Here is a 21,667-nt window from a genome sequence, read left to right on the forward strand (position 1 = left end):
GTATGCCGTCGTGGGGGCGGCACCCGCTAGGTGAAACTCGGAGGACAGCAGTTGATCGGCCAGATGCTGGACGGGCGCTACCGCATCGACGCGCCGATCGCGCGCGGTGGGATGTCGATGGTTTTCCGGGGAGTCGACACCCGGCTGGACCGGCCCGTGGCGATCAAGGTGATGGACCCGAAGTTCTCCGGCGATCCACAGTTCTTGACCCGGTTCGAATTCGAGGCCCGCTCCGTGGCCAAACTGAAGCATTCGTCGCTGGTCGCGGTGTACGACCAGGGCATCGACGGCGAGTACCCGTTCCTCATCATGGAGCTGGTGGAGGGCGGCACCCTGCGCGAACTGCTGCGCGAACGCGGGCCGATGCCACCGCACGCGGTGCGCGCGGTCGCCGAGCCGGTCCTGCGCGCGATCGGCGTCGCGCACGCCGCCGGCCTGGTCCATCGCGATATCAAACCGGAGAACGTGCTGATCTCCGATGCCGGCGAGGTCAAGATCGCCGATTTCGGGCTGGTCCGGGCGGTGGCCGGATCGAATCTGACCTCGGCCAGCGTCATCCTCGGTACCGCGGCGTATCTGTCGCCCGAACAGGTCACCGCCGGTAGCGCCGATGCCCGCAGCGATGTCTACTCCTTCGGCATCCTGATCTTCGAAATGCTCACCGGCCGCGTTCCCTTCACCGGCGACACCTCGCTCTCGATCGCCTATCAGCGGGTGGAGAAGGATGTGCCGAGCCCGAGCGACTTCATCGACGGGGTGCCGCCGGAATTCGACGAGCTGGTCGCCCGGGCCACTGCCCGTGAGCCCGCCCATCGCTTCGCCGACGCCACCGAGATGGCGATCGAACTGCATCGCCTGGCGACCGCCCTACAGCTGCCCGACTATCGCGTGCCCGCACCGCGCGAATCGGCCGAACACCTGTCCGCGCGCTATCGAGTGCCGCAGACCCCGGCGGCGATGCACGAACCCCCGCACGTCGGCGGCCCGGTCACCGAGGCCACGACCAGGCTGGCCGCCGAACCCTCGCACACCAAGGTCATGACGGCGGCCCATCCGATGCCCGAGCCCGAGCGGCCGCGTCAGCCACCGCAGCCGCCCTACCGGGAGGAATTCCTGCCCGATCGAGGCCGATCGCGGCGCCGGGTGCTGATCTGGGCGGCCGTGGTCGTCACGCTGGCACTGCTGCTGGGTATCGGCGGCTGGTGGCTGGGTGTCGGCCGGTATTCCTCGGTCCCGCCGATCGCCGGGATGAGCAGTGAACAGGCCGCCACGACTCTGAAGAACGCCGGGTTCGGCACGACGACGCGCGACCGGGCCTCCGACATCATCCCGGTCGGCGGGGTGGTGGGCACCGATCCCTCGGCCGGGGCGCGGGTGCTGAAGGGATCGACGGTCGCGGTGCTGGTGTCGAGCGGGCAGCCGCATGTGCCCGAATTCCAGCCGGGCCAGGATGCGAAGACGGTGAATCAGCTCATCCGCGATGCCGGATTGCAGCCCGTCGACAGCGGCGAGCGCCCCAGCACGGCGCCCAAGGGTTCGGTGGCACAACTGGAACCGTCGCCCGGAACCGTTCTGCCCACCGGCGCCCAGGTGAAGGTCTATCGCAGTAAGGGTTCGCAGCCGGTGCGCCTGCCCGATCTGCGCGGCAAGACAGTGGACGAAGCCAAATCGGTGCTGCAGAACGCGGGGATCTCGGTGGCGGGCACCCGCGACGAATTCGATGGCAGGGTCAAGCCGGGGCAGGTCGCCGGCACCGATCCCGCGGCCGGCACGCAGGTGCTGTCCGGCAGTTCGGTCACCCTGATCATCTCCAATTCGGTTCAGGTTCCGGATGTCACGGGTAAGAACGCCGCAGCGGCCCGCACCGAACTAGAGGGTCTGGGCCTGAAAGTGGTGCTGAACCAGGTGTTCAGTGGCGACCGGGGCACGGTGCGCGTGCAGTCACCGTTCGCCGGGTCGAATGTGGCGCCCGGATCCACGGTGACGCTCACGGTCCTGCCCTTCTGACTCCGTCAAGGCCGTTCCGCTCAGGGCAGCACACCGCCCACATCGGCGCCACCGAGTAGTTCGGCCGCACTGATGCCCAGTCGCTCCCCGGCCAGATCGAGGGCCTGCTGCAGTACCGCGCCGGCGCTGACGCCGACCACCTGCGATTGTTCGAGCCGACCGTTCCCGCGTACCACCCGCAACCGGCACCGCCAGGCGATGCCCGCGCGGTCGACCTCAGGGCGTTCGATCACGATCGTCACCGGGACGCCCTCGATCTCGAGTACATGTTCAGCAAGGGCCGCAACCGGCCTGTTCGCGAGCCGACCACCGGCAATCGAATGATCAGCAGACGAACGCAATCCTCTGGCTACCGATACGCCCTGCATAACGATCCTCTCCGAGCATGTCCCGCACAGCCTGTTGCCGCTGCAGTCCCACGCCTGGAAACCTAGTGCAGGTTTCAGGGTTCAGCAACCGAACAGTTAACTTGTGCGGAATCATGTCACGATCACGCCACGGGCACCCCGGTCCGATCAGCCGACCGTCAGCAGGGGTGTGCCCGTTTCCGGGTCGTTGACCGCGACCACCGCGGCGGTGGTGAAAACCTCCACCGACACCCCACCGATACTCGGGCTGATATTGGTCGTGATCTGGGCGGCGGCCGCGGCCGGCGCGTAGCCCCGCGACACCTCGAAATCCCACGAGATCTCGTATCCCCAGCAAATATTGAAGATCAGCAACCGGCTGCCGTCGCGGAGGACGACCTCCGACGGAATACCGTCCCGGTCACGATCACGCAGCAACCGCAGGATGGTGCGGTCGGCACTGCCGATTCGAGTCGAGCTCTGTGCGCTGGCCGGCCCCTCCCCGCGCGGGCGGCCGTCACCGCGCGAGGGGCCTTCGTCATTGCGAAATACGACGTCCACTAGATCCGGTCCGTCACCGCAGCATCTCGGCGACCAGGAATGCCAATTCCAAGGACTGCTGGGTATTCAGGCGCGGATCGCAGGCCGTCTCGTACCGGTCCTCCAGATCGAGATCGGAGATGTCCTGGGCGCCACCGAGGCATTCGGTGACGTTCTCACCGGTCAGTTCGATGTGCAGACCGCCCGGATGGGTGCCCAGCGCGTGATGCACCTCGAAGAAACCCTGCACCTCGTCGACGATGCGATCGAAGTGACGGGTCTTGTAGCCGGTGGAGGACTCGTGGGTGTTGCCGTGCATGGGATCGCACTGCCAGATCACCTGATGTCCGGTCGCCTGCACCTTCTCGATGATCGGCGGCAGCACATCGCGAACCTTCATATTGCTCATCCGGGCCACCAGCGTGAGCCGGCCCGGCTCGTTGTTGGGGTCGAGTCGCTCGACGTACTCCACCGCCTGATCCGGCGTGGTGGACGGGCCGATCTTGATGCCGATCGGGTTGGCCAGCAGTTCGGCGAAGGCGATATGCGCGCCGTCGAGCTGGCGGGTGCGCTCCCCGATCCACAGGAAGTGCGCGGACAGGTCGTAGAGCACCGGATCACCGGCGGCGTTCTGGGCCAACCGCAGCATCGCGCGCTCGTAGTCGAGAACCAGGGCCTCGTGGCTGCAGTAGATCTTGGCCGACTGCAGGCTCGGGTCCTGTACCCGGCAGGCGTTCATGAAGGCCAGACCGCGGTCGATCTCGGAGGCCATCTGCTCGTAGCGGGCCCCGGCCGGCGACTGCGCCACGAAATCGCGATTCCAATCGTGCACCTTGTGCAGATCGGCCATTCCGGCGCCGGTCAGCGCGCGCACCAGATTCATCGCCGCGCTGGCATTGGCGTAGGCCCGCACCAGCCGGGACGGATCGTGCTCGCGAGGGGCGGCCTCGGCGACGAGGGAGTTGACCATATCGCCGCGGTAGGACTTGAGGCCCAGCGCGTCCACATCGGCGGACCGGGGTTTGGCGTACTGGCCCGCGATCCGGGCGACCTTGACCACCGGCAGGCTCGCGCCGTAGGTCAGCACCACGGCCATCTGCAGCAGGGTGCGGATGTTGCCACGGATATGCGGTTCGGTGTTGTCGGCGAACGTCTCCGCGCAGTCGCCACCCTGCATCAGAAACGCCTCGCCGCGCGCCACCTCGGCCAGATGCCGGCGCAGTTCCTCGACCTCGGCGGGCACGCACAGCGGCGGCACACTCTCGAGGACGGTACGCATGGTTGCGGCCTGCTCCGCATCCCACGAAGGCTGCTGCAGGGCCGGGCGGGCGAGTGCCTCGTCGAGACGCCGACGGAGCTCGGCGGGCAACGGTGGCAGTTCCGGCAAGCGATCGATCGGTACGTCGACGGTCCAGTTCACCAGTTCAGAATACGGACCACGCGCAATCACCGGGTAACCCGGAGGGTAGGGGGCGATGAATACGTCCGGACCGACCGGGCCGTACCCTCTAGCGCGGGCCGGACCAGGAGCGTCGGCTCGAATATCGCCGCACGCCGAACCGGGAAAGGCATGAACCGCGTGAAGTATTTCTACGACTCGGAATTCATCGAGGACGGCACGACGATCGACCTGATTTCGATCGGTGTGGTCTGCGAGGACGGCCGGGAATACTACGCGGTGTCGACCGAATTCGATCCGGAGCGGGCCGGGCAGTGGGTGCGGCGCAATGTGTTGCCGAAACTTCCCTCGCCGTCCTCGCCGCTGTGGCGCAGCCGGCAGCGGATTCGCGACGAGCTCTATCAATTCCTCGTGCCGCGGCCCGCCGTGCGACCGGAGTTGTGGGCATGGGCGGGGGCCTACGATCACGTGGCCCTGTGCCAGCTGTGGGGATCGATGGTGGACCTGCCGGCGGCACTGCCGCGCTACACCAACGAACTGCGCCAGCACTGGGATCAGTACGGGCGTCCCGAACTGCCGCCGGTGCCCGCCGACGCCCACGACGCGCTCGCCGACGCCCGGCACAATTTGGCCAAGTACGAGGCGATCGAGGCATTCCGGCGCGGCGGTGCGGCTGTCGACCGGCGTTGAGCCGGCCCAACGACTCGCGGCCCCGGCACAGGTGCCGGGGCCGCGATCGTCGATCAGGGGGTTGGTGCGAACTCAGCTCGCGAGAGTCGCCGGGATGCGCTCCGCATCGGGACGGCTACCCGAGGGAACATCCTTCTTCAGGCTGGCGGCGTAGACGTCGACGTACTCCTGACCCGACATCCGCATCAGCTCGTACATGATCTCGTCGGTGACGGCGCGCTCGACGAACCGGTTACCGCCCATGCCCTCGTAGCGCGAGAAGTCGATCGGCGCACCGAATTTCACGGTGACGCGACGATGACGCCAGCGGAACGGACCGGGCGGGCACACCTCGTCGGTACCGATCAGCGCCACCGGGATCACCGGGACACCGGTCTCCAGGGCGAGGCGTGCCACACCGGTCTTGCCCTTGTACAGCCGGCCATCGGGCGACCGCGTGCCCTCCGGGTACAGGCCCACCATGCGGCCCTGCTCCAGCAGTTTGCGGGCGGTGTTGAGCGCGTCCTCGGCGGCGCTGGCGCCACTGCGGTCGATCGGGTACTGACCGGTGCCGGAGAAGAAGAATTTCTGCAGCCGGCCCTTGAGTCCCGGAGTGGTGAAGTATTCGGCTTTCGCCAGATAGGTGATTCGGCGGGGGCTCAGCAACGGGGTGAACAACCAGTCCGTGAACGAAAGATGATTACCGGCGAGGATGACTGCTCCGTCGGCGGGGATATTCTCCACGCCCTCGACCTTGGGACGGTTGTATACATGCATGAAGGGCCCGACCAGCACGAATTTGAGCAGCCAGTAGAACATTGCGTCCTTTCCCCTGTGATTGTGGAACGGAACCGGCCTCGTCGCAGGCACCTCCGTCGAACCCGACTCTACCGCCGCAAACCAGCTGCGACCAACCCCACACGAGGTATTTCACATGCGCGCAATCACAACGGTGAATTCGGGTACTCGTCAGCCGCTTCGCACCGTGAAAACGGGGCGATCGTCGGCAATTACCGGCTGGGCAAAACGGTCACCCCGAACCCGTTCGGGTGATCTCCCCGAGCGGGTCGATCATTCCCGCCCCGCGGTGGTACGGGCCCGGCGGCGCGCCGCGTCGGCGCCACGATCGGTGTCGGCGGCCCGGTGTTCACTGTCGGAATCCAGCGCGGCACGGGCGAGTTCGGCCGCGCCGATCATGCCGGCCGCTTCCCCGAGCTGCGTGGTGCGGATCCGGGCCAGCGGGCGATGCCGGGCACCGGTGATCGCGGCCGCGTAGTGATCGCGGGCATCGTCGAGGAACAGCGGCGCCGAGGAGCTGACCCCGCCGGCGATCACGATCAGATCCGGATCGAAGATATCGCTGACGAATGCCAGGCCCAGCCCGAGCCAGCGGGCGAAGTCGGCCATCACCCGCAGCGCCACCGGATCGCCGTCGTGCGCGGCGCCCGCGACCCGGCGTCCGGTCAGCGAACCGGGATCACCCACCACCTCGCGCGCCAGAATCGTCGACGGCAAGGGATCGGTGGCCAGCATCTCGATCGCGGTGTCCACCAGAGCCGTTCCGCTGCAATAGCGTTCCCAGCATCCGCGTTTACCGCACGGGCACACCCGGCCGTTCGGCACCACCTGCAGATGTCCGAGTTCCGGTGCGACCCCGAAACTTCCGCGATAGAGGCGGCCCTCGACCAGCAGCGCCGCGCCGATTCCGGTCCCGATCGCGACCAGGACGCCGTTGTGCGCGCCCGACGCCGCACCGAATCGGTATTCCGCCCACATCGCGGCATTGGCATCGTGTTCGAGGATGACCGGCAGGCCGAGACGCCGGGTGAGCCGCCCCGCCACCGCGGTGTCCTCCCACGGCAGGTGTGGAGCGAACCGGACCGAGGACCTGGATTCGTCGACGAATCCGGCGACCGCCAGCCCGACCGCGCCGATCTCGTGGCGCGCGCACAGCTCCCGCACCGCGCGATCGAGGCCGTCCTCGAGCGCGTGCGCCGAATGCGGAGTGGGCGCCTGCACGGTATCGAGCACCTCACCGGTCCCGTCGACGACCGAGGCGCGAATATTCGTCCCGCCGACATCGATGCCGACGGTCAGCGGAGTATCCCGCCCGATGCGGGGGGTCATTTCTTGATCCGCACCGTGATCGGGGTGTAACCGGGCCGGGCCGCGGCCGAGTGACGTCCGCGCCCACCGTGTTTCGCACCGGGCCTGCCCGCCGCCTCCGCACCGACAGCCTCCGCGCCGACGGCCTCCGCGCCGGGGGCGTGCGCGCCGGGGGCGTGCGCGCCGGATGCGCTCGGTCCCGGCGCATCGGGACCGCCGGGCTCGTCCGGCCACGGGCCGGACCCGTCACCGCCCGGTTCGGCGCCCTCGTCGAGGTCGTCCGGCAGCAGGGGTTCCACCGGGACGCCGGCGAGGGCCTCGCGCAACACCGTCACGATCGCGGTGCCGTGGTCGGCCACCGCCGCCACCACGTCGTGGTGTTCGCCGCGGACCAGCGCCGCGGCGGCACAGACCGGGCACCAGCTGCAGCTGTCCCATTCACGGGAGTCGGCGGCGGCGCGCCGCAGGGTGGGCTCGATACGTTCGAGCAGGATCTCGGCCAGGGCGCGCAATTCCTGCGCGAATTCGCCGAAGGTGTCGTCGTGAGGGTGGGCGTGGGTCATTGCGGCCAGACTCCCGGGTCGGGCCGGAACCGCACGACGAGGTGTTCACCGTCGAGTTCGGCGCCCTCGACCGTGCATCGCCGCAATACCGGTGCCAGGCGTAGCCGCCGCCGGACTCCGTCCGCTCCCACGATCACATCGTCCTCCACTCGTCCCAGTCGCACAGTTCCCGGGTCGACCACCGGCAGACGCATCCGCAACGTGAATACCGATTCCAAACCGGTGCCCGACTCCCATCGCACCTCCGGCTCCCCCGCCACGCTGCCCGGTGTCGCTCCGCCCAGCATAGGGTCTGGCGCCGGAACCGCAGGGTTGCCACGAACGGGCAGCGCCTGCGCCAGTGCCGACAGTGCGTGCGGCCCGACCGGTTCCGGGCCGCTGTGGTGTGCGATCGTCACCGGCACATCCGGGATGCGGCGGCGCAGATCGCCGATCACGTCGAGTTGTTCGGTACGGCGCTGCAGATACCACTGCACCGCCGGATGCGGCGGGCCCTCGGGCGGGGGCACCGGCGGCAGCACCTTGTTCACCACCACCGCGTCCAGCCGCATACCCAGCAGCGCCGCCGCCGAGCGCACCCGGGCCGATTCGGCCAGCGCGACCCGTTCGGCCCCGGTGATCAGGCGGGCGCCGGTGCGCTGCGGATCGGCCAGCAGATCGCGAATCGCGGTGACCGCGGCGGCGATCCGCTCCACCGTCGAGGCCAGTACCGCGCGCCGCAGATCGGTGCCGGTCGCGCTGAGCACCCGGGCATGGGTGGGCCACACGCGCTCCAGATAGCCCAGCAGCGTGTCCGGCGCGGTGACGATGCGCAACATATCCGCCGAGGGCGGACAGTCCACGATGATCAGATCCCAGTCGTCCTCACCCGCGAACTGCGCGATCTCGGTCAATGCCAGCAGTTCCTGCACACCCGGCAGTCCGGTCAGCTCGGCCGGATCCAGGGCGGCGAGGTCGATACCGTGATCGTGACCGGCGCCGGACAACATCAGCACCACATCGCGGAACCGATCCTCCAGCAGCGCAAGGGAATCGATCTCGATGACGTCGAATCCGGGTGCGACCGTGACGACCCCGGCCACCGTGCCGGGATCGTGCGCGAACCGGAAACCCAGGGCGTCACCCAGGGAATGGGCCTGATCCACCGAGGCGACCAGCACTCGCTGTCCGGCCTGCACCGCGGCGATGGCCGCCGCGCACGCGAGCGTGGTCTTACCGACCCCGCCCTTGCCGATGAACAGTTCGAGCCGGGTCGTGACGGCACCACGACCACGCGGCGCGGCCGGGGTCAGCCTTCGACCCGTTTCTTGAGTTCCTTGAGAGCCGTATCGGTGATCACCTTCTCGGCCTTGCGTTTGAACATCCCGATCATCGGGATGGTGAGGTCCACGGTCAGCTCGTACACCACCTGGGTGGTGCCGTCGGGCTGGTCGATGAGCTCGTAGGTGCCGTCCTGCGCTTTCTGCAACTCACCACTGACGAGTTTCCAGCTCACCGCCCGGCCGTCCGCGCGCCAGGTGTAGGACAGCACGTAGGTGTCCTTGACGACACCGGCGTCGAGCACGAAGCGAGCCGTGCGAGCGCGCCCGTCGGGATAGGTCTCCAGCACGTCCACCGATCGCGCCGCCGATACCCATTCCGGATACGACTGCAGATCGGCGATAACGGCCATCACTCGATCCGAGGGGGCATCGACGATGATCGACCTCTGGGTCCGGTCGGCCATGACTGACAGCGTTTCCTTTCGAGCTAGCGTGACGGCGCCACACCGGCCGGACGGCCGGCTTCCAGCCGGGATTTCACCTCGAACGACATCTTCTTACCGGCCACTCGCCGAGATCTGTTGGCCGCCATCAACGTTCGCGCCGACACGGTTCCCGCGGCCGGCGGTTCTGCGTGCAGGAAGTAATGCAGGATCACGCCGTCCAGCGACGGCTCCAGCCAGACCTCCATGGTGCCGGTCAGCGGGCCCGCGACCGACCAGCGAATACCCTTGTCGCCCCGATCCTCTCGCACCTCCAGGGTGAGATCGGGCCACCACTGCCGCCAGCGGCCGCGATCGGCCAGCACCTCGGCGACCGCGGCGCCGGACGCGGCGACGAAGGTCTGGTCGGCCACCTGAATGCTGCTCACGGCTGTGGCTCGCTGCGCTCGCTCATGGGAGCCGAGCCTACTGGGTCGGAGCCCGGAGGCGGTAACGGAGTGTGACCACGCAGGGCTCCCCAGTAGGCTCCATCGACACTGCCTACTGGGTCGGAGCCCGGAGGCGGTAACGGAGTGTGACCATCTAGCTCAGCGGACCGACGCCGTCGCCGTCGCGGCTGCCCGAACGCGTCTCGGAACCGAGCAGGGCACGTAGCCGGGCGCCCCGGGCGTCCCATCCCCACTGGTCGGCGACCCATTCTCGGCCGGCGGCACCCATTCGCGCCGCGGCGTCGCGGTCGGACAGGATATCGACGACGGCCGCGGCCACGGACCGCTCGCTGCGCCCGTCGACCACCGTGCCGGTACGTCCCTCGAGGACGGTTTCCGGTGCGCCACCGGAATTTCCGGCCACCACGGGCACCCCCGTCGCCGACGCCTCCAGATAGACGATGCCCAGACCCTCGACATCGAGTCCAGCACCGCGAGTCCTCGACGGCATCGCGAAGACGTCGGCGATGGTGTGGTGGGCGGCCAGTTCGGCGGCCGGGACCCGTCCGGTGAACACCACATCGCCGTCGAGTTCCAGCGAATTCGCCAGGCCGCGCAACCGCTCCTCGTACGGGCCGCCACCCGCGATGACCAGCACGGCGCCGTCCACGCGCCGGCGGATCTCGCGCATGGCCAGGATCAGCATGTCCTGTCCCTTGCGCGGGACCAGCCGGGACAGGCAGAGCACGGTGGGCCGGTCTCCGAGTCCATAGCGGGCCCGCAGCTCCGCGCGCGCCGCCGGGTCCGGGCGGAAGACCGCGCTGTCGACGCCCGGGGGCAGATATTCCAGCGCCGCCCGCGGGCCGAACGCCGCGGCGAATCGGCGCCGGGTGTATTTGCTGACGTAGGTGATCGCGTCGGTGTGGTCTCCGATCACGCGCAGCACCTGGCGCGCGCCGGGCAGCATCGACCAGCCCACCTCGTGGCCGTGGGTACTGGCCGCGATCCGGTGCGCGCCCGCGCGGCGCAGTGCCGGCGACATCAGCGCCAGCGGGGCGGCCGCACCGAACCAGACGGTGTCGCATCGTTCGTCGCGCAGCAGTTTCGCCGCGCGGCGCAGGACCAGTGGCGTCGGCAACATCAGGGTGGTGGGATGGCGCACCACCTGGAACGGCTGCTGGGCGTCGAAGCGCAGATGGGAGTCGCCGCGCCAGCGAGGTGCGTAGACGACGAGATCCTCCGGTGGCATCCGCAACGCCAGCGAATGAACATACGACTGGATCCCACCCGGCCGAGGCGGAAAGTCGTTGGTGATCAACAGCGTGCGGGCCATGGGCCCGAGTCTATGGGTGCACCCCGCCGCGACCGGCCGGGACCCCGCATCCCTAGGTGGCTACCCGGGCCTTGATCCAGTCCCGCCAGGCGGTGACGAATTCGCTGTGACCGAGAGCGAGGGTGTCGCGCAGGCCGCGATCCAGCGCGGCCTCGTTCTGCGGTCCGGTTGCCAGGCGGTGATAGAGCGCCACCAGTTTCGGCTCACCGAACCGGTCGGCGACGAAGGCGTGGACCGACCAGGCCTGTTCGTAGGCCAGGGCGGCGTCGTTGCCCGGTGCGGGGACGAAGGCGGTATCGGCGGGGAGATCGGCGGGCAGGTCGCCGGCGCGAGCGCGGGTGGTCACGGTCGGCGCCACCTGGGCGAAGCGTTGCGCATCCCCGCGGTGGCCGCAGTATTCGGCGAATCCCTCGAGCACCCACTGCGGGGAGCCGTCGACGGTATCGGCGCGCGCGGCGATATGGGTGAGTTCGTGGCGCAGGGTTTCGCGCAGGCCGTCCGGGCCGAGCCGGTGACCGGCATCGGCGGCGAAGACGATCCGCTGCCCGGCCGGCTGCGCGCCCGGCACGACGGGATCGGCGACCGACGCGGCCGCGACCTGGGTGGACACCGGGCCGATGGCGTGGGTCAGTGCCGCGAATTCGGAGCTGCTGGAGGCGACGGCGACCACGGCCTCGTGCGCCCATCCGGTGCCCCAGACCTGTGAGACGGCCGAGACCGCGGGACCCACCTCGCGCGCCAGCTGATCGACGTCACCGCGCTGGTACGGATGTCCGAGTACCACCGACAGTTTGCCGTCGTCACCGGAAACCTGCTGTGCCACAACCGGTCCGTAGGACCCCATGACCCGGCGCAGCTCCGGGACCTGCGGATCGGCGTGCGCCATCGGCACGGAATCGGTCTCCGCGGCCGTGGGCACGGCGCGCAGGCCGGTCTTCGGTAACAACAGCAGCGCACCGCCGGCCGCGGTCAGGGCGATCACCACCGCGACGGTCGCGACGAATTCGAACCGTCCCCGGTGCGCCAGCCATTCCCGGGCCCGCAGCAGTGCGCTCATACGACACGATCCTCACGTCTGTGTGATTACTCGCCGCCAGATTCTCGCAGTGTTTACGACATTCCCATCCAATATCGGCGGGCCGAATGGAAGGGCGTGTTCCCCATCGGGGCTACGGCGACCGGTACACCGAAGGTGGAGGCATGCAGGATCATGCCATTGCCCGCGTAGATTCCGACATGGGAGGCATCGGAATAGAAGAACACCACGTCACCGGGCTGCAGTTCGTCACGTGAGACGGGTGAGCCGACCGTGGCCTGCGCCTGACTGGTCCGCGGCAGATCGATACCGACGTGATGGAAGGCCCACTGCACCAGACCGGAACAGTCGAACTGATCCGGGCCGGTGGCGCCCCAGACGTACGGATCGCCCACGCGGGTGAGACCGGCGGCGAGCGCACTGGTCCCGCTACCGGGGACCAGTCCCTTCAGCAGGGTTTCACGATCGAATCCGGGCGGGAACAGCGATCCGGCCAGAGCGGACTTGTCTCCCGCCGACAGCGCACCCCACGCCTGGATCACCTGCGCCATCGACCCCTGCAGGTCGGCGCGCTTACGTTCCAGATCGGCCCGCACCTCATCGGCCTTCTGCGCGGCCGAGCGCGCGGCGTCGGAGGCGGTCTTCGCGGAGGTTTCGGCCGCGGTCGCCGACTCGCTGGCCTTGGAGAACTGGGCCAGTTGATCGGAGGTCTGCGCGGAGAGCACATCCAGCGTCGACATCTGATCGAGCAGTTGCTGGGGGGAATCGGAGACCAGCACCGAGAACAGCCGGTTGGTGCGAGCGCCCTGGTAGGCCGCGATCGCCGTACGGTCCACGGCCGGTTGGTATTTGCGGACTTCGGCCTTGGCCGCGTCCACGGCCTGGGTGGCGGTGATCAGTTTGGCGTCGGCGTCGCGAGCCACACCCTGTTTGGCGTCCAGATCACCCTGCGCGGTCAGTGCCTGCTGATTGAGCTGTTCGGATTGATGTGACAACTCGATCAGCCGTTGCACGGCGTCGCCGGCGCTGGTCGGCTGGCCCGGCGCCGGATCGGCCGATGCCAATCCGCCGGTTCCGGCTCCGATCACCAGCGCGCCCACCGCGAGTGATCTGCCGACCAAGCGTCTGGTCCTGGTGTTGCTGTGCGCGTTGCCTCTGTGCACTGTCACGGCCTGCCGTGCCCCGTTCTCTCGTCCCGAGCTGAAAACCACAAAGGTCTCGATAAGGTTACGGAACGGCGAGCGTCCATGTCCAGCAGGCCACGAAATGATCACGCCGCATAACCGGAAATGCCCGGATCGGCAGTCCGAACTGTGCGGAATGCGCCGATCCGGGCGGGATTTCAGTAGCGGCGGGCGCCCGCCACCGGCATCGAGGAGATCGGAGCGACCTTCACCGGCTGCCCGTAGGTCGAGGCGTGCACGACGTTGCCGTCACCGACGTAGAGACCCGAGTGGCTGCCGCCGTAGAACGAGATCACGTCACCGGGCTGCAACGCGTCGAGCGATACCGGGGCGCCCGCGTCGAGCTGTTCGTAGCTGGTGCGCGGCAGCTCGCGACCGGCCTGCTCGTAGGACCACTTCACCAGACCCGAGCAGTCGAAGGCGTTGGGACCGGCCGCACCGTACGAGTAGGGGGCGCCGATCTTGGACATGGCGGCGTCGGCCGCGCGCTGACCGACGGTCTGCTGCGGTGCGAACGGCGCCCCGAGACCGGGGATCTGCACACCCGGCGGGATCACGTTCGGCGGGATCGCGCCCGGCGGGATCGCGCCGAGAACCTGATCGGGCACGTCGATGGCGCCGACGCCCGGTACGGTGACCGGCGCGGCGGCGGCAGTGGTCGCAGGCAGCAGCAGGGCGCTGAGGGTTGCTGCGCCAACGGCTCCGGCCGCAACAGCCCGGCGGGCGGTGCGAGGCAGCCCCTGAACCTGTCGCTTGATCGCCATGATGCGGTACTCCTCATCTGCCCCGCGACGCCGCACCCGGTGGTGCGTCGGACTCCGCGAGGTCTCGAAAAGGTTACGAGGACATAACGGTGCGTTGTAAAGCCCCGACAGCCCGGAACTAGATCAGGTATGAGGCACCGCTCGGCGGCATGCGAGATAGCTCACAGTGATCACGAAAAGATAACGACGGGCGTGCGCGGCGACGGCGACGACCCCCTCCCCACCCGTGTGACCGGAGGCGCGGGCGACATTCGCGACCAGCGCCCGGAGCACGAAACCGCACGTACGCCCCGCGGGCGAAGACGCTGAAACCAACCGAACAGTCCGCACGTTTACCCGCGTCATCGGTGGGCATTCCACAGCGGTTGCGCGTTTCGAAACTCGTCACCGATTCGCCGTCGGCAATAGCCGTTCCGAATCATTGTGGCGCTGGTCACTTTTCCGCATATCCGCGCGATCCGAACCTCGTACATCGCAACCTTCACGACGCACCGGCCGCGAAATCGGGCAAAGCCGACCCTGTCGGACCTTGCGTTTACGCTGCTCGCCGTGCCCACCCCCGCTCCACGATCATCCCAGCTGGCCCTCGAATTACCCGGTCACGGAGCTGATGAGGCCGAGCGGGCACTGCGCGAGATCACCTTCGTCGTGGTCGACCTGGAAACCACGGGCACCAGTCCGGACGGGGATGCGATCACCGAGATCGGCGCGGTCAAGGTGCGCGGCGGCGAGATTCTCGGCGAGTTCGCGACACTCGTCGATCCCGGCCGGGCCATCCCGCCGCAGATCGTGCAGGTCACCGGCATCACAACCGCGATGGTGCTGCAGGCTCCCCGGATCGAAGCCGTACTGCCGGGCTTTCTCGAATTCGCCGCGGGCGCCGTGCTGGTCGCGCACAACGCCCGCTTCGACATGTCGTTCCTGCGCGCGGCGGCGCAGCGCAGCGATACCGCGTGGCCGGCCTTCACCGTGCTGTGCACGGTGCAGCTGGCGCGGCGCATTCTCGATCGAGACGAGGCACCGACGGTGCGGCTGTCCGCGCTGGCACAACTGCTGGGCTCTTCCACCCGGCCGACCCACCGCGCTCTCGACGACGCGCGCGCGACCGTCGACGTCCTGCACGCGCTGTTCGAACGAGTCGGCAATCTGGGGGTGCAGACGCTCGGTGAACTCGTCGACTATCTGCCCGCGGTCACACGGCGCCAACGAGCCAAACGGGTACTGGCCGCCGATCTGCCCGCGGCGCCGGGTGTGTACCTGTTCCGCGGGCCGGCCGAGGAGGTCCTCTATATAGGGACGGCGGTCGATCTGCGCCGCCGCGTACGCAATTACTTCACCGGATCCGAAACCCGCACCCGGATGCGGGAGATGGTCACCCTCGCCACCCGGGTCGACCACGTCCGGTGCGCGCACGGCCTCGAGGCCGGTGTCCGGGAACTGCGGCTGCTGGTGGCACACACCCCGCCCTACAACCGGCGCTCCAAATTCCCTCAGCGCGCATGGTGGCTGACGCTGACCGATGAGGCCTTCCCCCGTTTCGCGGTGAGCCGCACACCGACCGCCCACGCCCTGGGCCCCTTCGGTTCTCGCGCCGAGGCCACCGAGGTCGGGGCGATCGTCGCGGAGTACAGCGGGGTGCGCACCTGTACGACCCGGATTCCGCGCGGTGGCACGCACGGCGCGCACTGCCCACCCGCCGTCGTGGGCGGATGCCCGGCCACCACATTCGGGGAGCGGGCCACCGCGGCCACCTACGCCGCCGCCCCGCGTGCGGTGCGGGCACTGTTCACCGGTAGTGACGACGCGCCGCTGCGCGCCATCGCCGAACGGATCGACACCTGTGTCACCGCAGAGCATTTCGAGGCCGCCGCGCGACTGCGGGACCGGACCTGCACCGTGGTGCGGGCACTGCGGCGCACCCAGCGGCTGGCCGCCCTGGCCCGCATCGCCGAACTGATCGCGGCGCGCCCGGCCGCTGACGGCGGATGGGACTTCGCGGTCGTTCGCTACGGCCGTCTGGCCGCGGCCGGAACCGCGGCCCGGGGTGTCGCGCCCATGCCGGTGGTCGACAGCCTGGTCGCCGCGGCCGAAACCGTCCGGCCGGCCACACTGAGCACCACCCCGGACGGCGCAGAAGCCGGACTGCTCTGCGACACAGACGAATTCGACGATCCCGATCATCCCCCGCTACGCGGCGCCCCACCCGAGGAGACGGCGGTCATCGCCCGCTGGCTGAACCAGCCCGGCACCCGCATCGTGCGCACCACCGACGGCTATCGCGAGCCACGCCTGGGGGCCGGGCCGTGGTTGTCCTGGGTCGAACGGGCCGAAGCCGCGACTCGCGCCGAATCGGGGGCGGGCGAGTATCTTTCACGTACCGGCGCCTGAGAGCGAGGCCCGCGCCGCCACCAGCGACCGCCGCACCTGTTCGACCGCATCGGCGCCCAGATCGCTTCGCAGGCGCTCCTCGATTTCGGCGATTCGCGCCGCCGCCACCGCCACCGCGGCGCGTCCGGCCGCCGTGGCGACCACCAGCCGAGCCCGCCGATCGGCGGGATCGAGACGACGCTCGACCAGACCACGTCGTTGCAGGTGCGTGACCAATTCCCCCATCGACTGCTGGGTCATCCCCGCCGCCTCGGCCAGTGCGGTCACCCGGGTGCCCGCCGGTTCGAGATAGCGGAAGACGGCGTAGTGGGCCGGACGCAGCTCCACATCCAGCTCGGTCTTCAGGCGGTCGTTCAGCTGGGCCTCGAATCGGCGAGTGACCTCGACGAGCAGCTTCAGCAACGAGTCGGAAACGTCCGTTGACATAATACGAAGGCTACCTTTATACCTGAGATATGCCAGCCACCTTGACCTTCCGCAACGGCCATCAGGTCACCCACTTGACGGACGGAATCGACGAACACGGCCCGTATCTGCTGCTACGCCATCATCTGCCGGTTCCGGGGCGTCAGGCGGGACCACACTGGCATCCCGATATCGCCGAGCAGTGGACCGTGCGGCGCGGCAAGCTCGAGTTCCGCGTCGGCGGCCGCACAGTGGTAGCGCGCGAGGGCGATACGCTGGCGGCCCCGGCCAGGACCGTGCACGCTTTCGCCAGCGTGGCACCGGAGACCGTCATCGACCACGAAATCCGGCCGCCGGCGCGGCACTGGGAGATGTTCCGGTTCTGGCATGCGCTCGACGCGGCGGGCCGCACTACCCACTCCGGTATTCCGCGCAACCCACTGGCGCTGGCGCTCCTGTGGGACTATCAGGACGGATATCTGGCCGGCGTTCCGGCACTGCCGCAACGAGCGCTGCTCGGCCCGCTCGCGGCACTCGGCAGGCGGCTCGGCTACGAGCGGCGATTGTTGCGCAAACAGCTCAGCTCCCCCGGGGTGTGATCGGCTCGTCGAATCCGGGTCGTTCCCCGCTCACTCGCCGATCGAGAAGCCGGCCTCGACATCCGCACTCGAATACGACTTGAACGCGATATGGGTGGTGGTGCGCAGGACCCCGGTCGTCTTGTTGACCCGGCCGGTCACCACCTCGGCGATCTGCTCGTGGTCACGTACCCGCACCACCGCGATCAGGTCGACGTCCCCGGCGCAGGAGTACACCTCCGCCACGCCCTCGAGATCGGCCAGCGCCTGCGCGGTTTCGGGGATGCGGGCGGCCTCGGCGTGGATCAACACGATCGCGGTAATCATGGCGCGAGTCTATTGCGCGGCCATCGCACCCGGACAGCCGCCGCTCCCGGCATCTCGAAAGGCACACCACAACGACGAGGCCCCGAGCCGATTACTCGACTCGGGGCCTCACGCCGGGATGGATCAGTGGCCGTGCTTGTCGCCACCGCCGCTGGACTGCGCCTGGTACGTGGCCAGGACCTCCAGCTGCTTGTGCTCGGCCTCGTGCTCGGCGGAGACGAGGGCGTCGGCCTCCGAGGGCGGGTCGGCCCGCAGGAACGAACCGGAACCGGGCTTGCCGGCCCAGCCGAGCTTGTTCATCTTCTTCGGCACCGGCGCACCCTGGTACTCCAGCGGAATCGGGTGGCCGTGCGAGTCGACCGGGCCCAGCGGCTGGTGCACCTCGATGTACTCACCGTGCGGCAGGCGCTTGATCACACCGGTCTCGATGCCGTGCTCGAGCACCGCGCGGTCGGCGCGCTGCAGACCCAGGCACAGCCGGTACGCCAGGAAGTAGGCGATCGGCGGCGCCAGCAGCAGGGCGATGCGGAAGAACCACGTCGTCGCGTTCAGCGACACATCGAACTTCAGCGCGATGATGTCGTTGACACACGCCAGCGTCAGCACCAGATAGAAGGCGATGGCCATGGCACCGATCGCGGTACGCACCGGCACGTCACGCGGACGCTGCAGGATGTTGTGCGCGACCGTGTCACCGGTGAGCCGCTTCTCGATCCACGGGTAGGCGATCAGCACCGTGAACACCAAGCCCATGATGAGCGCGACCCAGAACGGCGCCGGCACGGTGTAGCGGCCCAGATACAGCTCCCACGGCGGCATCAGACGCGCCATACCGTCGGTCCACATCATGTAGAAGTCCGGCTGCGAACCCGCGGACACCTGGGACGGGTTGTAGGGACCCAGGTTCCAGATCGGGTTGATCTGCAGGACACCACCCATGACGGCGACGACACCGAGGGTGAACATGAAGAACGCACCCTGGTCGGCGGCGAACACCGGCACGATACGGGCGCCGACGACATTGTTCTCGGTGCGGCCGGGGCCGGGGAACTGGGTGTGCTTCTGGTACCAGACGATCGCCACGTGGGCGGCGATCAGCGCCAGCATGATGCCCGGGAACAACAGGATGTGCGCGACGTACAGGCGCGGGATGATGATCGTGCCCGGGAAGTCACCGCCGAAGATCAGCCAGTGCATCCAGGTACCGACCAGCGGAATACCCATCGTGATGCCACCGAACGCGGCGCGCAGACCGGTACCGGACAGCAGATCGTCGGGCAGCGAGTACCCGAAGAAACCCTCGAACATCGCCAGCACCAGCAGCAGCGAGCCGATCACCCAGTTCGCCTCACGCGGCTTGCGGAACGCGCCGGTGAAGAAGATGCGGAACAGGTGGATGATGATCGAGCACGCGAACAGCAGCGCCGCCCAGTGGTGCACCTGGCGGACGAACAGACCGCCGCGCACCTCGAAGGAGATGTTCAGCGCCGTCTCGTAGGCACGCGACATTGTGACGCCACGCAGCGGCTGGTAGGCGCCCTGGTACACGACCTCGGTCATCGACGGATCGAAGAACAGGGTCAGGTACACACCCGACAGCAGCAGGATGATGAACGCGTACAGCGCGATTTCACCCAGCAGGAACGACCAGTGGGTCGGGAAGACCTTGTTGATCGACCGCTTCACGAACGCGGCGGCGCGATACCGCTCGTCCATCTCGTTGGCCTGAGCGACCACTTTGCTAGGGCTCATGCCTGCACCTCGCTGACGCTCGGTTCCAGCATGTGCCCTGCACGCTGGAACATGATTCGCTCACTTCGTTCGCTCATGAACGACGCTCCCAGAAGGCCGGACCGAGCGGCTCGATGAAGTCGCCGTTGGCGACCAGGAATCCCTCGGAATTGACGGTGATGGGCAGCTGCGGCAGCGCACGGGCAGCAGGACCGAAGACCGGCTTACCCCACTCGGTGGCCGAGAACTGCGACTGATGGCACGGGCACAGGATGCGGTTGGTCTGCTGCTCGTACAGCGAGGTCGGGCAGCCCAGGTGGGTGCAGATCTTCGAGTAGGCGAAGTAGTCGCCGAAGTTGAAGCTCTCCTGGCCCCTGCGCTTGACCGCCTTCTGCGCGTCCTCGGTGCGCAGGCGGATCAACATGACCGCGTTGCGGATGCCACGCAGCGACTGGAGAGTCTCCTCCTCGTTGCCGCGCCACTCTTCCTTCCAGGGGAACACGGTCTCCATGGCGCCGGCGTCCAGATCCTCCGGACGCACCAGCACGATGTCCTCGGGCCGTCCGGTGTCCTTGCGCAGGAAGATGGTCTGCCCCGGGAAGTCCGGGGTCCAGCCCGACACCCACAGCGGGGACTTCATGCCCTTGGCCCACGGGTTCTTGATCATGCCGCCGACGAACAGGAACAGTGCGCCGATACCCAGCACACCCACGCCCAGTCCGGCGGTGCGGGTGATCATCTTGCGACGGCCCAGCGTCGAGGTCTCCAGCGCATCCGACAGCTGCGCGCCCAGGGTACGCCGCTCCACCTCGTCGGAAGGACCGTCGTGGCGGGTCTGGATGGAGATCTCGTTCGGGACGAACTTCTTGCGGATGATGACCGCGGCGACACCGATGGCCAGCACCGCGACACCCAGCAGCAGGCCGTAGAGCGGCGTGGCCAGCGAGTACAGGCCGTTGCCGTCCTCGTTGCGGCCCTTGTACTCCCAGGGCCAGAACAGGAAGACGCCGATCAGCGCCGCGGCGCACAGGCCGGAGATGGCGAACCACAGCGTGACGTGGCGTTCTGCCCGCTTCTCCGCGCGGGTGCCCGGAACCGGCCAGCGCGGAGCGCGGTAGACGACGTCGACGCCGTCGCGCGCGGTGCCGAGTTCGACCAGCTCTTCGGTCGACATCGCGTCGAGCTGCTCCTCGGTCGGGTTCAGGTTCACACCCTTACCGCTGCCGTCCTCAGGCCGGCTCATGTCCTTTTGCTCCTGTTCACTCATGATCGCGATCCGATCCACATCGCAGCGCCGACCAGCACGATGATGCCGGCGATCCAGATGGCGAGGGCCTCGGTCGCGGGGCCGAGTCCACCCAGACCGTATCCGCCCTCCGACTTGGTCTCGGTGCGGTCCTTCACATATGCCACGATGTCACGTTTCTCCTCCGGTGACAGCTGCCGGTCGGAGAATTTCGGCATGTTCTGCGGGCCGGTGAGCATCGCGGTGTAGATCTGCTGCGCGCTCGCGGGCTCCAGCGGCGGAGCGAACTTACCGGAGGACAACGCGCCGCCCTTACCGGTGAAGTTGTGGCAGGACGCGCAGTTGAGGCGGAACAACTCGCCACCGCGGCCCAGATCCGCACCCTTGATCAGGGAATCCTGGGCGATCTCACCGTTCGGATCGCGCACCACGGTCGGACCGCCGCCGTTGGCCGCGACGTACGCGCCCAGTGCGTCGGTCTGGCGGGCGTCGAACTTCGGGGGCTTGCGCTGGATCTGCGCACCGTTGCCCGCGGCGGGCATACGGCCGGTGGACACCTGGAAGTAGACCGCCGCCTCGCCGACACCGATGAGGCTGGGACCGCGATCCTGTACACCCTGCAGGTTCGCGCCGTGGCAGGTGATGCAGGAGGTCTCGTAGATCTGCTTACCCTCGCGAATCAGCGCCGACTGATCCTCATTGGCGGTGGCGACCTGCGCATGCGGGGTGAGCGCCGAGGCCGCGAAGCCGGCTCCGACGAGGCCCATCAGAAGAACCAGACCACCGGCGACCTTGCGGCGCATCCGACGCTGCTTGCGGGTCTTGATGGCCTGGTTGTTCTCAGCGCTACCGATCCCGGGGCTGGTGGGATCTGGCGCTGACGGGGGAGATGAACTCATCTGTGTCCCTTT

The 21,667-nt window shown here is 68.3% G+C and carries 22 protein-coding genes; 4 read left to right on the top strand and 18 right to left on the bottom strand.

The annotated features are described in order from the left end of the window. Positions 1 to 30: 30 nt before the first annotated feature. Positions 31 to 2,007: a Stk1 family PASTA domain-containing Ser/Thr kinase gene (pknB, locus tag LKD76_RS20960; protein WP_227983006.1), complete on the top strand. Its 1,977-nt coding sequence runs from the start codon at positions 31 to 33 to the stop codon at positions 2,005 to 2,007. A 20-nt stretch (positions 2,008 to 2,027) separates the two neighbouring features. Here pknB and LKD76_RS20965 read toward each other — a convergent pair whose 3' ends face one another. From LKD76_RS20965 to LKD76_RS20975, 3 genes are all read right to left on the bottom strand, one after another. After that, positions 2,028 to 2,249 carry a hypothetical protein gene (locus LKD76_RS20965; RefSeq protein WP_227983007.1) on the bottom strand — a complete coding sequence of 74 codons (222 nt, stop codon included), beginning with the start codon at positions 2,247 to 2,249 and terminating at the stop codon, positions 2,028 to 2,030. A gap of 273 nt (positions 2,250 to 2,522) precedes the next feature. Beyond that, positions 2,523 to 2,915: a hypothetical protein gene (locus LKD76_RS20970; protein ID WP_227983008.1), complete on the bottom strand. Its 393-nt coding sequence runs from the start codon at positions 2,913 to 2,915 to the stop codon at positions 2,523 to 2,525. Positions 2,916 to 2,928: 13 nt separating this feature from the next. Continuing rightward, positions 2,929 to 4,314, bottom strand: a complete 1,386-nt coding sequence (locus tag LKD76_RS20975) for a class II 3-deoxy-7-phosphoheptulonate synthase (RefSeq protein WP_227983009.1) — start codon at positions 4,312 to 4,314, stop codon at positions 2,929 to 2,931. Positions 4,315 to 4,473: 159 nt separating this feature from the next. Between LKD76_RS20975 and LKD76_RS20980 the strand changes: the two genes are divergently transcribed. Continuing rightward, positions 4,474 to 4,983 carry a polyadenylate-specific 3'-exoribonuclease AS gene (locus LKD76_RS20980; protein WP_227985346.1) on the top strand — a complete coding sequence of 170 codons (510 nt, stop codon included), beginning with the start codon at positions 4,474 to 4,476 and terminating at the stop codon, positions 4,981 to 4,983. 72 nt (positions 4,984 to 5,055) lie between these two features. Here the strand turns inward: LKD76_RS20980 and LKD76_RS20985 are convergent, their stop codons facing one another. From LKD76_RS20985 to LKD76_RS21030, 10 genes are all read right to left on the bottom strand, one after another. Continuing rightward, a complete protein-coding gene (locus LKD76_RS20985) occupies positions 5,056 to 5,781 on the bottom strand; it encodes a lysophospholipid acyltransferase family protein (protein WP_227983010.1) in 726 nt (241 codons plus the stop codon). 252 nt (positions 5,782 to 6,033) lie between these two features. Further along, on the bottom strand, positions 6,034 to 7,089 hold the full coding sequence (locus tag LKD76_RS20990; RefSeq protein ID WP_227983011.1) for an ROK family protein: 1,056 nt from the start codon (positions 7,087 to 7,089) through the stop codon (positions 6,034 to 6,036). Further along, entirely contained in the window at positions 7,086 to 7,631 is a 546-nt protein-coding gene (locus LKD76_RS20995; RefSeq protein WP_227983012.1) for a hypothetical protein, read from the bottom strand. Before LKD76_RS20995 ends, LKD76_RS20990 begins: the two co-directional genes overlap by 4 nt. Beyond that, positions 7,628 to 8,923, bottom strand: a complete 1,296-nt coding sequence (locus LKD76_RS21000; RefSeq protein WP_227985347.1) for an ArsA family ATPase — start codon at positions 8,921 to 8,923, stop codon at positions 7,628 to 7,630. Before LKD76_RS21000 ends, LKD76_RS20995 begins: the two co-directional genes overlap by 4 nt. Beyond that, positions 8,920 to 9,357, bottom strand: a complete 438-nt coding sequence (locus LKD76_RS21005) for an SRPBCC family protein (RefSeq protein ID WP_227983013.1) — start codon at positions 9,355 to 9,357, stop codon at positions 8,920 to 8,922. The genes LKD76_RS21000 and LKD76_RS21005 overlap by 4 nt, the downstream gene beginning before the upstream one ends. Positions 9,358 to 9,380: 23 nt before the next feature. Further along, positions 9,381 to 9,764: a polyketide cyclase / dehydrase and lipid transport gene (locus LKD76_RS21010; RefSeq protein WP_227983014.1), complete on the bottom strand. Its 384-nt coding sequence runs from the start codon at positions 9,762 to 9,764 to the stop codon at positions 9,381 to 9,383. A 154-nt stretch (positions 9,765 to 9,918) separates the two neighbouring features. After that, positions 9,919 to 11,097, bottom strand: coding sequence for a glycosyltransferase family 4 protein (locus LKD76_RS21015; RefSeq protein ID WP_227983015.1), 1,179 nt, complete (start codon positions 11,095 to 11,097; stop codon positions 9,919 to 9,921). A 52-nt stretch (positions 11,098 to 11,149) separates the two neighbouring features. After that, complete coding sequence (locus LKD76_RS21020) at positions 11,150 to 12,154, bottom strand: hypothetical protein (protein WP_227983016.1); 1,005 nt, start codon at positions 12,152 to 12,154, stop codon at positions 11,150 to 11,152. A 53-nt stretch (positions 12,155 to 12,207) separates the two neighbouring features. Beyond that, positions 12,208 to 13,254, bottom strand: a complete 1,047-nt coding sequence (locus tag LKD76_RS21025) for an NlpC/P60 family protein (RefSeq protein ID WP_372465914.1) — start codon at positions 13,252 to 13,254, stop codon at positions 12,208 to 12,210. Between the two features lie 221 nt (positions 13,255 to 13,475). Then, a complete protein-coding gene (locus LKD76_RS21030; protein WP_227983017.1) occupies positions 13,476 to 14,081 on the bottom strand; it encodes a C40 family peptidase in 606 nt (201 codons plus the stop codon). 549 nt (positions 14,082 to 14,630) lie between these two features. On the opposite strand from LKD76_RS21030, the gene LKD76_RS21035 reads away from it, so the two are divergent. Continuing rightward, positions 14,631 to 16,469, top strand: a complete 1,839-nt coding sequence (locus tag LKD76_RS21035) for a DEDD exonuclease domain-containing protein (protein ID WP_372465915.1) — start codon at positions 14,631 to 14,633, stop codon at positions 16,467 to 16,469. Here LKD76_RS21035 and LKD76_RS21040 read toward each other — a convergent pair. Continuing rightward, positions 16,452 to 16,895, bottom strand: coding sequence for a MarR family winged helix-turn-helix transcriptional regulator (locus LKD76_RS21040; protein WP_227983018.1), 444 nt, complete (start codon positions 16,893 to 16,895; stop codon positions 16,452 to 16,454). The genes LKD76_RS21035 and LKD76_RS21040 overlap by 18 nt on opposite strands. A gap of 29 nt (positions 16,896 to 16,924) precedes the next feature. Here LKD76_RS21040 and LKD76_RS21045 point away from each other — a divergent pair, with 29 nt between their 5' ends. Beyond that, positions 16,925 to 17,473 (top strand): cupin domain-containing protein, encoded by a 549-nt coding sequence (locus tag LKD76_RS21045; protein ID WP_227983019.1) that lies wholly within the window; start codon positions 16,925 to 16,927, stop codon positions 17,471 to 17,473. Between the two features lie 30 nt (positions 17,474 to 17,503). On the opposite strand, the gene LKD76_RS21050 is transcribed toward LKD76_RS21045, so the two are convergent. The 4 genes from LKD76_RS21050 to qcrC form a co-directional block, all read right to left on the bottom strand. Next, positions 17,504 to 17,779, bottom strand: a complete 276-nt coding sequence (locus LKD76_RS21050; protein ID WP_227983021.1) for an Lrp/AsnC family transcriptional regulator — start codon at positions 17,777 to 17,779, stop codon at positions 17,504 to 17,506. Positions 17,780 to 17,902: 123 nt separating this feature from the next. Continuing rightward, positions 17,903 to 19,531 carry a cytochrome bc1 complex cytochrome b subunit gene (gene qcrB / locus LKD76_RS21055; protein WP_227983023.1) on the bottom strand — a complete coding sequence of 543 codons (1,629 nt, stop codon included), beginning with the start codon at positions 19,529 to 19,531 and terminating at the stop codon, positions 17,903 to 17,905. A 73-nt stretch (positions 19,532 to 19,604) separates the two neighbouring features. Then, positions 19,605 to 20,753 (bottom strand): cytochrome bc1 complex Rieske iron-sulfur subunit, encoded by a 1,149-nt coding sequence (gene qcrA / locus LKD76_RS21060; RefSeq protein WP_227983024.1) that lies wholly within the window; start codon positions 20,751 to 20,753, stop codon positions 19,605 to 19,607. 20 nt (positions 20,754 to 20,773) lie between these two features. Continuing rightward, the gene (qcrC, locus tag LKD76_RS21065; protein WP_372465916.1) at positions 20,774 to 21,655 is read right to left on the bottom strand and encodes a cytochrome bc1 complex diheme cytochrome c subunit; all 882 of its coding nucleotides are present in this window, start codon (positions 21,653 to 21,655) and stop codon (positions 20,774 to 20,776) included. Positions 21,656 to 21,667 lie beyond the last annotated feature (12 nt).

Origin of the sequence: Nocardia spumae (genome assembly GCF_020733635.1) — a bacterium.
Classification (GTDB): domain Bacteria; phylum Actinomycetota; class Actinomycetes; order Mycobacteriales; family Mycobacteriaceae; genus Nocardia; species Nocardia spumae.

Bases quoted from the DNA above. Each gene is read 5' to 3' on its own strand.
- LKD76_RS20985 (WP_227983010.1), bottom strand. From the start codon at position 5,781: ATGTTCTACTGGCTGCTCAAATTCGTGCTGGTCGGGCCCTTCATGCAT.
- LKD76_RS20990 (WP_227983011.1), bottom strand. From the start codon at position 7,089: ATGACCCCCCGCATCGGGCGGGATACTCCGCTGACCGTCGGCATCGAT.
- LKD76_RS20995 (WP_227983012.1), bottom strand. From the start codon at position 7,631: ATGACCCACGCCCACCCTCACGACGACACCTTCGGCGAATTCGCGCAG.
- LKD76_RS21005 (WP_227983013.1), bottom strand. From the start codon at position 9,357: ATGGCCGACCGGACCCAGAGGTCGATCATCGTCGATGCCCCCTCGGAT.
- LKD76_RS21015 (WP_227983015.1), bottom strand. From the start codon at position 11,097: ATGGCCCGCACGCTGTTGATCACCAACGACTTTCCGCCTCGGCCGGGT.
- LKD76_RS21020 (WP_227983016.1), bottom strand. From the start codon at position 12,154: ATGAGCGCACTGCTGCGGGCCCGGGAATGGCTGGCGCACCGGGGACGG.
- LKD76_RS21030 (WP_227983017.1), bottom strand. From the start codon at position 14,081: ATGGCGATCAAGCGACAGGTTCAGGGGCTGCCTCGCACCGCCCGCCGG.
- LKD76_RS21040 (WP_227983018.1), bottom strand. From the start codon at position 16,895: ATGTCAACGGACGTTTCCGACTCGTTGCTGAAGCTGCTCGTCGAGGTC.
- LKD76_RS21045 (WP_227983019.1), top strand. From the start codon at position 16,925: ATGCCAGCCACCTTGACCTTCCGCAACGGCCATCAGGTCACCCACTTG.
- LKD76_RS21050 (WP_227983021.1), bottom strand. From the start codon at position 17,779: ATGATTACCGCGATCGTGTTGATCCACGCCGAGGCCGCCCGCATCCCC.
- qcrB (WP_227983023.1), bottom strand. From the start codon at position 19,531: ATGAGCCCTAGCAAAGTGGTCGCTCAGGCCAACGAGATGGACGAGCGG.
- qcrA (WP_227983024.1), bottom strand. From the start codon at position 20,753: ATGAGCCGGCCTGAGGACGGCAGCGGTAAGGGTGTGAACCTGAACCCG.
- qcrC (WP_372465916.1), bottom strand. From the start codon at position 21,655: ATGAGTTCATCTCCCCCGTCAGCGCCAGATCCCACCAGCCCCGGGATC.